Annotated in this window: 14 protein-coding genes; 4 read left to right on the plus strand and 10 right to left on the minus strand. The window is 32.6% G+C overall.

The genetic code is table 11. The features are described from left to right. Positions 1 to 134 precede the first annotated feature (134 nt). Positions 135 to 4,202: a T9SS type B sorting domain-containing protein gene (locus tag ACFPTQ_RS15235; RefSeq protein ID WP_379778636.1), complete on the plus strand. Its 4,068-nt coding sequence runs from the start codon at positions 135 to 137 to the stop codon at positions 4,200 to 4,202. Between the two features lie 57 nt (positions 4,203 to 4,259). Here ACFPTQ_RS15235 and ACFPTQ_RS15240 read toward each other — a convergent pair whose 3' ends face one another. Beyond that, a complete protein-coding gene (locus ACFPTQ_RS15240) occupies positions 4,260 to 5,540 on the minus strand; it encodes an MFS transporter (protein WP_379778638.1) in 1,281 nt (426 codons plus the stop codon). Between the two features lie 106 nt (positions 5,541 to 5,646). On the opposite strand from ACFPTQ_RS15240, the gene bshC reads away from it, so the two are divergent. Together bshC and ACFPTQ_RS15250 are read left to right on the plus strand one after the other, a co-directional pair. Next, positions 5,647 to 7,236 carry a bacillithiol biosynthesis cysteine-adding enzyme BshC gene (bshC, locus tag ACFPTQ_RS15245; RefSeq protein ID WP_379778640.1) on the plus strand — a complete coding sequence of 530 codons (1,590 nt, stop codon included), beginning with the start codon at positions 5,647 to 5,649 and terminating at the stop codon, positions 7,234 to 7,236. A gap of 99 nt (positions 7,237 to 7,335) precedes the next feature. After that, positions 7,336 to 7,755 (plus strand): nucleoside-diphosphate kinase, encoded by a 420-nt coding sequence (locus ACFPTQ_RS15250; RefSeq protein ID WP_379778642.1) that lies wholly within the window; start codon positions 7,336 to 7,338, stop codon positions 7,753 to 7,755. 133 nt (positions 7,756 to 7,888) lie between these two features. Here the strand turns inward: ACFPTQ_RS15250 and ACFPTQ_RS15255 are convergent, their stop codons facing one another. Both ACFPTQ_RS15255 and ACFPTQ_RS15260 read right to left on the minus strand, forming a co-directional pair. Continuing rightward, the gene (locus ACFPTQ_RS15255) at positions 7,889 to 8,185 is read right to left on the minus strand and encodes a DUF721 domain-containing protein (protein ID WP_278035248.1); all 297 of its coding nucleotides are present in this window, start codon (positions 8,183 to 8,185) and stop codon (positions 7,889 to 7,891) included. Further along, the gene (locus ACFPTQ_RS15260) at positions 8,166 to 8,606 is read right to left on the minus strand and encodes a hypothetical protein (RefSeq protein WP_379778644.1); all 441 of its coding nucleotides are present in this window, start codon (positions 8,604 to 8,606) and stop codon (positions 8,166 to 8,168) included. The genes ACFPTQ_RS15255 and ACFPTQ_RS15260 overlap by 20 nt, the downstream gene beginning before the upstream one ends. A gap of 230 nt (positions 8,607 to 8,836) precedes the next feature. On the opposite strand from ACFPTQ_RS15260, the gene ACFPTQ_RS15265 reads away from it, so the two are divergent. Then, positions 8,837 to 9,907 (plus strand): serine hydrolase domain-containing protein, encoded by a 1,071-nt coding sequence (locus ACFPTQ_RS15265; RefSeq protein ID WP_379778646.1) that lies wholly within the window; start codon positions 8,837 to 8,839, stop codon positions 9,905 to 9,907. 249 nt (positions 9,908 to 10,156) lie between these two features. Here ACFPTQ_RS15265 and ftsY read toward each other — a convergent pair whose 3' ends face one another. The 7 genes from ftsY to ACFPTQ_RS15300 all read right to left on the minus strand — a co-directional run bounded on the left by ftsY (position 10,157) and on the right by ACFPTQ_RS15300 (position 14,320). After that, positions 10,157 to 11,137 (minus strand): signal recognition particle-docking protein FtsY, encoded by a 981-nt coding sequence (ftsY, locus tag ACFPTQ_RS15270; RefSeq protein ID WP_379778648.1) that lies wholly within the window; start codon positions 11,135 to 11,137, stop codon positions 10,157 to 10,159. 126 nt (positions 11,138 to 11,263) lie between these two features. After that, positions 11,264 to 11,416, minus strand: a complete 153-nt coding sequence (locus ACFPTQ_RS15275; RefSeq protein WP_081824680.1) for a DUF4295 domain-containing protein — start codon at positions 11,414 to 11,416, stop codon at positions 11,264 to 11,266. Between the two features lie 76 nt (positions 11,417 to 11,492). Beyond that, positions 11,493 to 11,675, minus strand: coding sequence for a 50S ribosomal protein L33 (gene rpmG, locus ACFPTQ_RS15280; RefSeq protein WP_011963553.1), 183 nt, complete (start codon positions 11,673 to 11,675; stop codon positions 11,493 to 11,495). 29 nt (positions 11,676 to 11,704) lie between these two features. Next, positions 11,705 to 11,941 (minus strand): 50S ribosomal protein L28, encoded by a 237-nt coding sequence (gene rpmB / locus ACFPTQ_RS15285; RefSeq protein WP_007805815.1) that lies wholly within the window; start codon positions 11,939 to 11,941, stop codon positions 11,705 to 11,707. 74 nt (positions 11,942 to 12,015) lie between these two features. Continuing rightward, a complete protein-coding gene (locus ACFPTQ_RS15290) occupies positions 12,016 to 13,269 on the minus strand; it encodes a competence/damage-inducible protein A (protein WP_379778651.1) in 1,254 nt (417 codons plus the stop codon). A gap of 95 nt (positions 13,270 to 13,364) precedes the next feature. Then, entirely contained in the window at positions 13,365 to 13,709 is a 345-nt protein-coding gene (locus tag ACFPTQ_RS15295) for an Hpt domain-containing protein (RefSeq protein WP_379778653.1), read from the minus strand. After that, positions 13,709 to 14,320: a fumarylacetoacetate hydrolase family protein gene (locus tag ACFPTQ_RS15300; protein ID WP_278035242.1), complete on the minus strand. Its 612-nt coding sequence runs from the start codon at positions 14,318 to 14,320 to the stop codon at positions 13,709 to 13,711. Before ACFPTQ_RS15300 ends, ACFPTQ_RS15295 begins: the two co-directional genes overlap by 1 nt. Positions 14,321 to 14,398: the final 78 nt, after the last annotated feature.

Raw genomic sequence — 14,398 nt, forward strand, 5'->3', positions numbered from 1 at the left:
ATATTTGGCACAAAAGTAAAGTTTAATTTTAGTTTCTATTCTGAATGTGGATTGAAAGTTTTTATACATCAAATTGACTTAAAATATGCAAGTATTTAACTACTTTTGACACTGTATTTAAACAAATCATCAAAGTGAGTTACAAATCTATTATCATAACTTTATTCTTTACCCTAAATCTTTTTGCACAAAACAAGAATACCTCTTTAGGCTTTAAAGAAAACAAAGGTCAAATAATTGACCAAAACGGACATTCCAACAATGCTGTAAAATACCTACTGAACACTAACGGACTAAATGTTCAACTGAAAAAAAATGGTTTTTCGTATGATGTTTATGAAACTAAAAAAGTTACTGTAAAAAAACGTATCGAAGACAATAACATTCTATCATCCATTTCAAAAAAAGTTAAAAAGGAAGACGATTACACCTTAGAATATAGTTTTCATAGAATTGACATTGATTTTCTTAATTCTAATCCCAATGTTGAATTGATTACTGATGAAAAATCTAAAGACTATGATAACTACTATAATATTCCCAATCATCCTGAAGGTATAACTAATGTACACCAATACCAACAAATCACCTACAAGAATATTTACCCCAACATTGATGTCGTTTTTTCCATACCAAAAGACAGTTTAAAAGCTGTTGAATACAATTTTATAGTACATCCGAACGGAAAAGCTTCTGATATTCAATTAAAATTTAATGGTGCTCCAACTGAATTAGTCAATAACAAAATCAAAATGCAAGTTCGTTTTGGTGAGATGGAAGAAATTTTACCCGCAAGTTGGACTGAGGATGGTAAAAATAAAAAGTACGTTAGCACTACTTATAAAAAAATCAAAAAAGATGTTTACGGTTTTGAGACTTCAAACATTGAAAATGGAAAAACTTTAATTATTGATCCAGTGCCTGTGAGATTGTGGGGTACATATTTTGGGGGAGAAAATGGAGAAATGCCAACATATAGCTTTTGTAAAGATGATTATATTTATTTAAGTGGTATTACTTATAGTACAGAAAATATTGCCACTACAGGAACAAATATTATTTATTTTGCTAATATTTATGATTATGATAGTTTCTTAGTAAAATTTAACTCTAACGGAATAAGAATTTGGAGTACTTATTATGGAGGTAGAAAAGCGGACAATATATATCAAGTAAAAGTCTCAAATAATCAAAATGTATATATTGTAGGTGAGACACTAAGTGACAATAACATTTCTACAACTGGTAGTTTTGAAGCCGATTTTAACTTAATTATTCAGGATGGAAGGCAAAAATTGGCAGGTTTTTTTGTAAAATTTGATGCTAATGGTGAAAGAATATGGGGTACCTATTATTGGGGTAGCATTAGTAACTTATCTATAGATTCATCAGAAAAAATCTATATATCTGGAGAAACATTTGCAGATAAAAAAATAGCTACTCCAAATGCTCATCAAATAAATATTAACAACCCTAATTTAAATCCAATTTACGGTTATTTTAGTGAGGGATTTATTGCTAAATTTAATTCAGATGGAAATAGAGAATGGGGAACTTATTATGGGGGTTTAGATGATGACTACATTACTGATTCTCAAATAGATTCAAATGGTTTTCTATATTTTTCAGGAATTACCTCAAGCTCAAATAATATTTCTACAATAAACACAACTAACATTCCTAGTCATTCTAACGCAGATAGTTTTTTAATAAAATTTGACTCAAATGGAAATAGAATTTGGGGTAATTACTTTGGAGGTGAAAAACATGACTATGTATTCTCTCTAGGAATTGATTCTAATAATTATCTATATACTTTTGGTTGGACTCAAAGTTTATCAAATATTTCAACACCAGGTGTTTTCCAAGAAGCATATGATGATTCATTTTGGGCTACGTATAATAATGGTTGCATTTTTAAGTTTAATTCAGATGGAAATAAAATTTGGGGAACATATTTTTTTTCAGAAACTTTAAAAGGATCTGTTTCAAAAAACGGCGACTTATATTTTACAGGTACTACTAATATAAATAATCCTTCAATAACCACTCCAAATGCTTATCAAGAAGATAATCATGGATGGGTTCAAGCTTATTTAGTAAAATTTGACAACAATGGGAAAAGAAAATGGGGAACATTTTATGGTGGTGATTTTGGTGGAAGCACAGGAAATGTTACAGCGACTGATAACAATGGTAATATATATTTAGCTGGCACAACTAGTAGCGCTTATTATATATCTACTCAAAATACACATCAAACAAATCTGTATAATTCTGGTAATGATGCATATCTAATAAAATTTAAAGATTGTGAATCAAGCGCATTAGCATCAAGCAACTCCCCTGTCTGTATCGGAAACGACCTGGAACTAAAAGCGTCCGGAGGAACAACTTATTTATGGACAGGTCCAAATGGTTTTACTTCAACAGACCAAAATCCAACAATTACAAATACATCAACTTTAAACAGCGGACAATACAGTTGCTTAATTACTGGAACAGGAGGATGCGACGATACAAAAACAGTTGATGTATTAATCGGTGACAATCAAGCTCCAATACCTGATCTTGCCACTCTCCCAACAATAACAGGAGATTGTAATACAACTATAACCACAGTCCCAACCGCAACAGATGCGTGTGCAGGTACAATTACTGCAACAACTACAAGTCCACTAAGCTATAATTTATCTGGAACCTATACAATAGTTTGGAATTACAATGATGGAAATGGAAATTCTGTTAATCAGAATCAAACTGTTACGATTACAAGCCAGCCCCTACCAACTGCCAACTCACCCCAAACCTACTGTATTCAACAAAATGCATCTCTCAACAACATTGCTATTACAGGACAAAACATTAAATGGTATGATGCGTTAACCAATGGAAATTTACTTCCCAACACCTCTTTATTGCAAGATGATGTGACTTATTATGCTTCACAAACTGTTAACGGTTGTGAAAGTGATAGAATAGCTGTTTTGGTAAACATTCAAAACACTGTAGCTCCAACTGGTGATACTAATCAAAGTTTTTGCAGTACACAAAATGCTACTTTAAATGATATCGAAATTACGGGAACTAACATTAAATGGTACAATAATTCGAATATTGAAATTTCGAACTCAACACTCATTAGTGACAACACTACCTATTATGCTACACAAACTATTAATGGTTGTGAAAGTGCAAATAAAACAGCAATAACAACCACATTAATCAATACGCTTAATGCCAACAATTATGAAGTTGAATTTTGTGATGATAATAATGATGGTAAAGAAATCATCAATCTAAGAGATTATAATTCCAACTTAATTTCAAATCCTTCCGATAATAATTTCACCTATTATACAACTCTTGAAGGAGCCGAAAACCAAACTAATAGTTACAAAATCAACAATAGTAACAATTATAGTCTGATTACTGGTTCACATATAATATTTGTACGTATTGATTCTCCGAATAGTTGTCATCAAGTAGTCGAATTAAGTTTAGAATTATTTACTAAACCAATCATTCCCATAAATGATATCACTCCAATTTGCGAAGGCAGTTCCATAACTATAGATGCAGGAGTAGGAAATGATGAGTATCTATGGTCAACCGGTGAAACTTCCCAAACCATAAACATTCAAACACCAGGTAATTATTCGGTAACTGTAACCAATAATTACGATTCAATGAGTTGCTCAAGCACTAAAGATTTTACAGTAAAAAAATCCACAATTGCTACAATCAGTTCAATTGAAACAAAAGATTGGACCGACAATCAAAACACAATTAAAGTATTCGTAACTGGAGAAGGTGATTACGAATTTTCAATTGATGGAACCCATTTTCAGGACAGTAATGAATTTTCTAATGTAATTAGTGCTGAATATATAGTGACAATCAGAGACAAAAACGGATGTGGTTCTACAACTGACACCGTCTTTTTGCTGATGTATCCGCATTTTTTCACACCAAATGGAGATGGATTCAATGATACCTGGAAAATTAAATTTTCGGATAACGAAAAAAATATAAGTATTAAAATATTTGACCGATACGGAAAACTATTAAAACATTTATTACCCAATGCCTCTTGGGACGGTTTATTCAATAACCAACCTTTACCTTCTACCGATTACTGGTTTATTGTTACCCGAGCTGATGGCAAAGAATACAAAGGACATTTTAGTTTAAAGAGATAAAAAAAAGAGCGTAAAATGTAAAACCTTACGCTCTTTTACCATATAAATTTTAAACTTTTAAAACTTATGCTCTTCCTTACTAATTACCAATAAAGAAATCAAAGAAATACAAGCCGCAACCGTAAGATACATTCCTACTGAAGCAATTCCGTAGCTAGCGGCCAACTTTATTGCCACCATCGGAGCAAATGCAGCTCCCAGAATTCCTGCTAAGTTAAAAGTCAATGAAGCTCCTGTATAACGAACGGTTGTTGGGAATAATTCAGATAAAAAAGTACCAACCGGCCCATAAATGAATCCCATCAATGACATTCCTAAACAAACAAATAAGGTCACTAAAACAATATTATTGCTTGTTAAAAACAACGAAAAGAAAAACCCAAAAATAGCAATAGCAATTGTTGTATAAATCAACATTTTTCTACGACCAATTTTGTCGGCTGCTAAAGCGGATATTGGAATAAATAGGGCAAAAAACAACACCGAAAACAACTGAATCAAAAGCGCGTCTCTATTCGTAAATCCTAAATTTTTAGTGTTCCAATTCAACATAAAAACAGTCATCAAATAAAACACTAAGAATGTGGTTACTGCTGCCAATGTTCCAAAAATTAATTGATTCTTATACAATTTAAAAACCGTTACAAAAGGCACTTTTACTTCTTTTTGTTCTTCTTTTGAATTCTCAAAAGCAGGAGTCTCAGTAATTTTTAATCGAATATAAAAACCTACCAACACTAAAAGCGAACTAGCTAAAAAAGGAATTCTCCATCCGTAATCCATAAAAGCTTCCGAACTCATGCTATCTGTTAAAATTAAAAAAGTACCTCCGGAAAGCAACAAACCAATTGGTGCACCAAGCTGTGGAAACATTCCGTACCAGGCACGTTTATGCGGTGGAGCATTTTCGATAGCCAATAAAACAGCTCCACCCCATTCGCCTCCTAATCCAACACCCTGACCAAAACGACAAAGCATTAGTAAAATAGGCGCCAAAACACCAATACTGGCATAACTAGGTAAAAATCCAATACTCACTGTAGAAATACCCATGGTTAACAAAGCAACAACCAAGGTTACCTTTCTACCTATTTTGTCCCCATAATGACCAAAAACAGCCGAACCTAGCGGCCTAGCTAAAAAAGCAATAGAAAAAGTAGCCAAAGATTCCAAAGTAGAAATGGTACTATCCTTTCCAGGAAAAAACAATTGTGGAAAAACTAACACAGCCGCATTAGCATAAATATAAAAATCGAAAAACTCTATCGTAGTCCCAATTAAACTACCAAAAAGCACATGTTTTAAGGAATTTATTTTTGTTTTTTCAGTATTCATCATAAAAAAATTTGAATTTAAAATCTAGCAAAAGTCTTCCTTATTTTTGAAAGCAACAAATATTTAGTTCCAATATTTTTTGGTAATTTTACTAAAAAGAAACACAAACATGCCTAACGACTGTATTAGCTATCAAGAATCAGGATTTTTTACTCCATTACTAAACGATTATTTAAATCAAAACGCCAAAATACAAGCCTTATATAATCGATTTCCTAAACTCGAGAATTTTGAAGCTCAAATAGCCGAAAAACAATCCAATTTTAATCATAACAATAGAGCTAGCCTTGTTAGTGTTCTACAAAAACAATATGCAGGCATTGACATTTCTCCTTTAACGCATCAAAATATTGAGGCTTTAAAGGTTAATAATACCTATACAGTTACCACAGGACATCAATTAAATTTATTCTCGGGACCACTCTATTTTTTGTATAAAATCATTTCAACAATCAATTTAACATCTGAATTGAAAGTAAAATACCCCGAATATAATTTTGTCCCTATCTACTGGATGGCGACTGAAGACCATGACTTTGAAGAAATCAATTATTTTAATTTCAAAGGGAAAAAATTTAGATGGAATGCTGCTAGCTCAGGTCCCGTAGGAAGATTATCTACTGATGGTTTAGATGATTTTTTTGAAATTTTCGAACAAGAACTTGGTCATAGTTCAAATGCCGAATCCCTAAAAAAACTCTTTACAGCCTCCTACCTTCAACATAAAAATCTGTCTGATGCTACTCGTTATTTGGCTAATCATTTATTTGGTTCGCATGGTTTAGTCATTATTGATGCTGATGATGCTCAATTGAAGCAAAATTTCATTCCCTATATAAAAGAGGAATTATTACATCAAACAGCCTATAAAAAAGTAATCGAAACAACCGAAAAACTAAAAGAGTATACCATTCAGGTTAACCCACGTGAAATCAATTTATTTTACATCGAAGATAAATTACGTGAGCGTATTGTCTTTGAAAACAATACATTCCGAGTTAATAACACCAAAATAGAATTCACAGAGGAAGAAATCCTCCATTTACTGGAAATTCACCCTGAAAAATTCAGTCCGAATGTTATAATGCGACCTTTATATCAGGAAGTAATTCTACCTAATCTTTGTTATATTGGCGGGGGTGGTGAAATAGCCTATTGGTTGGAATTAAAATCTTTTTTTGATGCCGTGAATGTCACTTTTCCAATGTTATTGGTCCGCAATTCAGTTTTGCTTGCAACTGAAAAACAAATCAAAAAAATGGACAAATTAGATTTAAAATGGAATGACTTATTCTTAAAACAAAAAGATTTAATCAATAAGAAAACAAAAATATTATCCGAAATAGATATCGACTTATCGATGCTTAAAAAGCAATTACAATTGCAATTTGCCATTCTTCACGATATGACCACCAAAACGGATGCTTCATTTTCAGGTGCTGTCAAAGCGCAAGAAATAAAACAATTAAAAGGACTTGAAAATCTTGAAAAACGCCTGCTTAAAGCTCAAAAAATAAAACTTAAAGATACTTTAGATCGAATAATCGATTTACAGAACGAATTATTCCCTAATCATGGTCTACAAGAACGACAAGCTAATTTCTCGGAATTTTATCTTGAATGTGGGGACGAACTCATTCCTATGTTAATGGAAAATTTAAAACCACTTGAGCAATACTTCAACAACATAAAATTATAAATTAACACAATAAAGTATTTTAAAATTATTATATTTTGTCATATTAATAATTTTTAGATTAAAAAACTTATTTTTGTCAAAAAAATAATCAAAACAGATATGACAACTAACAGAACTTTCACCATGATTAAACCTGATGCTGTCGCTAACGGACACATTGGAAACATCCTTGCCATGATTACTAATGCTGGTTTTAAAATCGTTTCTTTAAAACTAACCCAACTTACTGTTGCTGATGCACAAGCATTTTATGCCGTACACAGTGAAAGACCTTTCTATGGAGAATTAGTTGAATTTATGTCTAGTGGACCAATTGTTGCTGCTATTTTAGAAAAAGAAAATGCAGTTGCCGATTTCAGAACGCTTATTGGTAGTACGAACCCAGCCGAAGCAGCTGAAGGAACTATCAGAAAACTTTATGCTACATCTATGAGTCAAAACGCGGTACATGGTTCTGACAGCGATGAAAATGCGGCTATCGAAGGAGTTTTCCATTTTTCAGGAAGAGAGCAATTTTAGTATTCAGCAATCAGATTTTTAGTGTTCATTATCATTTAAAAGTCGTAGATAAAAAGAAATCCCGTCTATTTTTAGAACAAGACGGGATTTTTTATTTGATAATAACTGATTACTAAAAGCTGTGCACTGACCACTACCTAAGAACCACCTCTTTCACAACATCACGACGTAATTCTTCGTTAATCATCTTGATAATTTTTGATTTTCCATGGCTTAATTCTTCTCGTAAAACCGATGAAGTTAACTCAACATACAAGGTATTTCCTTTCAGAACTACATTTCGGGTGTAACTGTTTACACCATTTCCCATTAGATTTTGCCAAGCCTCTTTTACATTAATTCCGTCCATTCCTGCTTGCAATTTATTTGCTTGAATAATATGCTGTAACACATCAGCTACGGAACTTTCATTATTTAGTCTCTTTGCCATCTCCTAATAAATTAATTGGTCCTGCTTTTTTATATTCGTATTCCTTATTTTGATCGTTTTTTATCACCATATTTTCATCTGAAATCTCCACTAATTCTTCTGTCCATTTAGCATAAGCGGTAGAATAGTCTAAATAAACATGTTCGTTTTCAAAACGTACTTTTACATTTTCAAAATCTTCATTAAATAAAAAAGTACCATTAAACTGCGGTCTCACTTTTCTACGAATACCTTTATTATCGGTAATTTTGAAATAATCAAAATTCTCATTCATTTTGTATTCCTTATCATCCCCCTCTTCAAAAGAAACTTTCTCGATTTCCCAATAACCGTTCAGCTTTTCAATATCAGCAGGAGTAATTTTTTGTTGGCATGAAACCAAAGACAAACACACAAAAAGTACTATTAAAACATTTTTCATCATAATTTTTTTTAGAAGCATAATCCTGCTGTTCGCTATATCTGTTGTGTTGAACCCCAACACAACAGGACACCGCTTCCATCAGGGCTAGAAATTTGGAACAAAAATACATTTTGTTCTCCTAACAAAGTTAACTTTAATTAACTTATGTTAGTTAAAAAACAAGTACTCTCTTAAACTATTTTACATATTTTTGGTCTTAAAGTAGTTATCCCTAAAACTCCAATATCATGACTAAAATACTCTTCGGTTTACTTAGTGTTTTCTTATTCATCAATTGCGGTTCTTCAGATTCGAATGATGATACTACAACTTCAGAAAGCATGTATTTCCCTCCAGTTTCTGGAACAAATTGGGAAACAAAATCCATCAGTGCTTTAGGATGGAAACAAGAAGCAGTCCAACCCTTACTGGATTATCTGGAGCTAAAACACACCAAATCATTTATAATTTTAGTTAATGGTCGAATTGTAATGGAAAATTATTTTAATGGACATTCGGCTACTTCCAATTGGTACTGGGCAAGTGCCGGAAAAACATTAACCGCAACCTTAACCGGAATTGCCGAGCAGGAAGGTTTTATCAATATCAATAATAAAGTTTCAAATTATATTGGAACAGCATGGACTGCAGAAACTTTAGAAAAAGAGAACTTAATTACTTGCAAACATTTGCTTACAATGACTTCTGGTATCGAAGATATTGCTAATGGAGATGATGTTTCACCGTCTAAACTAACTTATAAAGCTGATGCAGGGACTCGTTGGGCGTACCATAATGTTTATGTAAAATTGCAAGACGTAATTGCACAAGCTACAGGTCAAAGCTGGAGTAATTATTTCAATGCAAAACTTCGCGATAAAATTGGCATGAATGGAGTTTGGCTGCCTTTAGACAATAATATCGTTTATTTTAGCAACACCAGAAGTATGGCACGATTTGGTTTACTGATGTTAAACAAAGGAAAATGGGACGACACTGTTATCTTAAACGAAACCTTTTTTAACGCAGCTACTTCTACTTCCCAAAACATCAATTTAAGTTATGGCTACCTATGGTGGTTAAATGGTAAAAGCAGTTATCATTTACCGCAAAGCCAATTACAATTTCCCGGAAGCATTATTCCTAATGGCCCAAATGATATGTTCATGGCATTGGGTAAAAATGATCAAAAAATTTACGTAATTCCTAGCAAAAAAATGGTCGTAATCCGAATGGGCGACGCTGCCGACAATGTCAATCTGGCCTTATCTGATTTTGACGATGTACTATGGCAAAAAATTAATGCTTTGTATAAGTAAAATACAAAAGGTTTATTACAAAAAAAGGCATAAAGTATTCGTGAATACTTTATGCCTTTTTTATAAATATATGTTCTAACTATGAGTTACTTTTACTTCTGTTTTTAAAACCAATGAAAAACGATAAAATCCCAACTATAAGTAACACATAATAGAATGTTAGGTATTGATCTCTAATCAGGTTTGCGACCACAAAACAAACTACACTTATCATATAAAAATAAATAGGAGCTATATTTTTCATGATTTTTATTTAAAGAAACTGTCTACAAATTCATATTTATTGAAGACTTGTAAATCCTCAATACCTTCTCCTACTCCAATGTAACGAACAGGAATTTGAAATTGGTCTGAAATACCAATAACAACTCCACCTTTAGCCGTACCGTCTAATTTAGTCACCGCTAATGAAGTTACTTCGGTTGCAGCTGTAAATTGTTTGGCTTGTTCAAAAGCATTTTGCCCTGTAGAACCATCTAAAACTAATAAAACATCATGTGGTGCATCGGCAACTACTTTTTGCATAACACGTTTTACTTTAGACAATTCGTTCATCAAATTAATCTTGTTGTGCAAACGTCCCGCAGTGTCAATAATTACAATATCAGCATCCTGCGCAACCGCTGATTGAAGCGTATCAAAAGCTACAGAAGCAGGATCAGAACCCATATTTTGTCTTACAATAGGAACATCAACTCTATCTGCCCAAATTTGTAATTGATCAATAGCAGCTGCTCTAAAGGTATCGGCAGCACCAAGAACTACTTTGTATCCTTGTTTTTTAAATTGATAAGCCAGTTTACCAATGGTAGTTGTTTTCCCCACACCATTAACCCCTACTACCATCAAAACATAAGGCTTTGTATTAATTGGAATTACAAATTCAGTTGCTTCACCAGTATTAGTCTCTGATAATAAGGAAGCAATTTCTTCTTGTAGAATTTGATTTAATTCGGCAGTACCTAAATATTTATCTTCGGCAACACGCTTTTCAATACGAGTAATAATTTTTAAAGTAGTATCAACACCTACATCCGAAGAAACCAGAATTTCTTCCAGATTATCCAAAACATCATCATCAACCTTAGATTTCCCTACAATAGCTTTACTTAACTTGGAAAAGAAAGTAGTTTTTGATTTTTCTAGACCTTTATCTAAAGTTTGCTTTGCCTCTTCGCTTAAACTCGCGTCTTTTTTCTCTGTAGAAAATATTCTTTTAAAAAAACTCATTGCGTGTACAGTATTAAAAATAAACCAATTAGTTCTTTGAAACCAATATAGTTTTCAAATGGTAAATATAGAAAATAAAAAAGCTACTTCCGAAGAAAGTAGCTTTTCTATATATTCTTTTATGAATTATTTCTTTTTCAAGAACTCATCCACTAATTCAGGAGCAACAATAGTTTCAACGAAAGTATATGCGCCAGTTTTTGGAGATTTAACCATTTTGATGGCTTTTGATAATCTCTTAGAAGATGTTTGTAACGATGCTACGGTTTTCTTTGCCATGATTCAAATGTTATTTGAAGTTCTTTGTAAATCTCCAATGGAGTAGCCATTTGAGATTTACAAAAATCTCTAATTATTACTTAATTTCTTTGTGAACAGTTACTCTCTTCAAAACTGGATTAAATTTTTTAATCTCTAATCTGTCTGGAGTATTTTTTTTGTTCTTAGTTGTTATGTATCTTGATGTACCAGCAACACCTGAAGCTTTGTGCTCTGTACACTCTAAAATTACTTGGATTCTATTACCTTTCTTTGCCATCTTGCTATATATTTATTAAAGGAATAAGATTATTTAATAAACCCTTCTGACTGCGCTTTTTTCAAAACAGCAGAAATTCCATTTTTATTAATTGTTTTTATCGTAGATGCTGCTACTCTAAGAGTAATCCATCTATCTTCTTCTGGAAGATAAAAACGCTTTTTAACTAAGTTTACAGAAAACTTTCTCTTAGTTTTGTTCATAGCGTGAGAAACGTTATTTCCTACCATCGCTCTTTTACCTGTAAGGTCACAAACTCTTGACATTATACTTATCTTTTATATCGTTATTCAAAATCAGGGTGCAAAGAAAAGAAAAATAAACGGTTCAAACAAAAAAATTATAAGACATTTTTAAAAATTTCTTTCTTTAACATTTCCAAGCTTTTAATTTGCGCTCTGTCTATCACTTTTTCACGTGGTTGACCAAAATTAAACTCTTCTACAATCACCTCATTTGGAGTCGCTAAGGCAATAAAAACACTTCCTAGCTCGGCATTTTCTTCCCCTTTTGTTGGACCGGCATTTCCAGTTGTAGCAATTGCATAATCTGTATTTAATAATTGTTTTACATTCAAAGCCATTGCTTTAGCTACCTCAGCGCTAACTACAGAATGCGTTGCTATCAATTTTTCAGAAACGCCCAATACATTAATTTTGGCTTCCGTTGCATAAGAAACAACACTACCTTTAAAATAAGCCGAAGCCCCTGGAACAGAAGACAAACTAGCAGCAATATGCCCTCCTGTACAACTTTCAGCTGTCGCTATTGTTTTTTGCTGCTCTTTCAAAATTTTCCCTACTACCACTTCAATCGTTTCATCTTCCTCAAAACCAACTATTATATCATTAATAATTGCACTCAAAGAAGTGACATAAGCATCAATTGATTGCTCTAAAAGCTCTCTATCTTTTCCGCGAGCAGTAAGTCGCAATCGAACTCTACCCGGCGCTGGCAAATAAGCTAACTTAATAAACTCTGGTAAACTATTTTCCCAATCTTCAATTCGCTCCGCCACCAAACTCTCTCCCTGACCATAAGTCAATATGGTTTTATGAATAATATAAGGACGATCGTATTCTTTTACCACCTTAGGAATAATTTCATTCTCTACTAAATACTTCATTTCAAACGGAACACCAGGTAATGAAACAAAAACCGTATTTTCTTTTTTCATCCACATCCCTGGAGCCGTCCCTACTTGATTATGCAAGACCGTGCAACGAGAAGGAACCAACGCCTGATCTTTATTCATTTGGGTTATTTTTCTTTTAAAAAACCCTTCTATTAATTGTGTTACATGCGCTAAAACAACCTCATCTACAATTAATTCATCTTCAAAATATTCACAAAATGTTTTTTTAGTAACATCATCCTTTGTAGGCCCCAAACCTCCTGTAATGATAACCAAATCCACTTTGTTTTGCAATTTTGTAAAAGTATCCAGAATATGCTGCTTATCATCACTTATAGAAATCATCTCATAAGTTTCTACTCCTATTTTATCCAATGATTTAGCAATAAACCCCGAATTAGTATCTATAATTTGACCTATTAATATCTCATCACCAATGGTTACAATCGTAGCTTTCATTTAGTTTGCTTATAATTTATTTAAAAAAACAAAATCAACATCCAAACGCATTTGAATGTTGATTTTATCATTAGTATTTTTAGTTAAAAAAACTTCTACAAATCAAAGTCTTTCTTTATTTCTTTTATAGCCTCTTTCACTTGCGACTTGATACTATCAAAAATATGCTCAACATCTTTTCGCTTTCCTTCTGCTTTTGTCCAAGCTTCTACCTGAAGGATTTCTTCAAATGCCACTGTCATCCCCAACAAATCAAGAGTTGGCTTAATCTTATGTGCAAAAGCATAAGCTTGTTTGTAATCTTTATTTTTGATACCTTCTTTTATTTGAGCCAAATCTTCAGGCACATCATTCACAAATAGTGTTAGAATTTCGTTTACAAAATCCTGATCATTATCAGAAATTGCATATACTTTTGCTAGGTTGTAGTGTAAAGCCATTATTTTATCTGTATTCTAAATAGTTTTTGTCCTTCTAAATATCCTTCCAAAATATCATTTGGTTGTACTCTTGCAACTCCCTTGGGAGTTCCCGTAAAAATAATATCACCAATCTTTAAGGTAAAGTATTGCGAAACATAAGCAATAAGCTCATCAATTTTCCACAACATCATATTCACATTACCTTCCTGAACGGTTTTATTATTATTCTTTAATTCAAATGTAAGATTTTCTAACGAACTAAACTGTTCTTTTGGTAAAAAATCTCCAATTACAGCCGAACCATCAAACGCTTTTGCTTTTTCCCAAGGTAAACCCTTAGATTTCAATTTGTTTTGCAAATCACGAGCTGTAAAATCAATCCCCACACTAATTTCGTCATAATACTTATGAGCAAACTTTGCATCGATATATTTCCCTACTTTACTAATCTTCACAATAATTTCAACCTCATGCTGGATATCCTCGGAAAATTCAGGAATTACAAAAGGATGTTGCTTTAACAAGATAGCCGAGTCTGGTTTTATAAAAATCACTGGTTCACTTGGACGCTCATTTTGTAATTCATCGATATGGTCTACATAATTTCGACCTATACAAATTATCTTCATTCTTGCAAGTTTATCGTTTTTAGTTTATGGCTTCCTGTTGAGTTACTAAAAGAACTACAAACTATAAACCACAAATTA

Origin of the sequence: Flavobacterium sp. GCM10022190 (assembly GCF_042656445.1) — a bacterium.
GTDB lineage: Bacteria > Bacteroidota > Bacteroidia > Flavobacteriales > Flavobacteriaceae > Flavobacterium > Flavobacterium nitratireducens.

What these genes read in the sequence shown, in the direction of transcription:
- ACFPTQ_RS15260 (WP_379778644.1), bottom strand. Translation starts at nt 8,606, where the DNA reads ATGAAAAATGTTTTAATAGTACTTTTTGTGTGTTTGTCTTTGGTTTCA.
- ACFPTQ_RS15300 (WP_278035242.1), bottom strand. Translation starts at nt 14,320, where the DNA reads ATGAAGATAATTTGTATAGGTCGAAATTATGTAGACCATATCGATGAA.
- ACFPTQ_RS15275 (WP_081824680.1), bottom strand. Translation starts at nt 11,416, where the DNA reads ATGGCAAAGAAAACCGTAGCATCGTTACAAACATCTTCTAAGAGATTA.
- ACFPTQ_RS15255 (WP_278035248.1), bottom strand. Translation starts at nt 8,185, where the DNA reads ATGGCAAAGAGACTAAATAATGAAAGTTCCGTAGCTGATGTGTTACAG.
- rpmG (WP_011963553.1), bottom strand. Translation starts at nt 11,675, where the DNA reads ATGGCAAAGAAAGGTAATAGAATCCAAGTAATTTTAGAGTGTACAGAG.
- ACFPTQ_RS15295 (WP_379778653.1), bottom strand. Translation starts at nt 13,709, where the DNA reads ATGGCTTTACACTACAACCTAGCAAAAGTATATGCAATTTCTGATAAT.
- ACFPTQ_RS15250 (WP_379778642.1), top strand. Translation starts at nt 7,336, where the DNA reads ATGACAACTAACAGAACTTTCACCATGATTAAACCTGATGCTGTCGCT.
- ACFPTQ_RS15265 (WP_379778646.1), top strand. Translation starts at nt 8,837, where the DNA reads ATGACTAAAATACTCTTCGGTTTACTTAGTGTTTTCTTATTCATCAAT.
- rpmB (WP_007805815.1), bottom strand. Translation starts at nt 11,941, where the DNA reads ATGTCAAGAGTTTGTGACCTTACAGGTAAAAGAGCGATGGTAGGAAAT.
- ftsY (WP_379778648.1), bottom strand. Translation starts at nt 11,137, where the DNA reads ATGAGTTTTTTTAAAAGAATATTTTCTACAGAGAAAAAAGACGCGAGT.
- bshC (WP_379778640.1), top strand. Translation starts at nt 5,647, where the DNA reads ATGCCTAACGACTGTATTAGCTATCAAGAATCAGGATTTTTTACTCCA.
- ACFPTQ_RS15240 (WP_379778638.1), bottom strand. Translation starts at nt 5,540, where the DNA reads ATGATGAATACTGAAAAAACAAAAATAAATTCCTTAAAACATGTGCTT.
- ACFPTQ_RS15290 (WP_379778651.1), bottom strand. Translation starts at nt 13,269, where the DNA reads ATGAAAGCTACGATTGTAACCATTGGTGATGAGATATTAATAGGTCAA.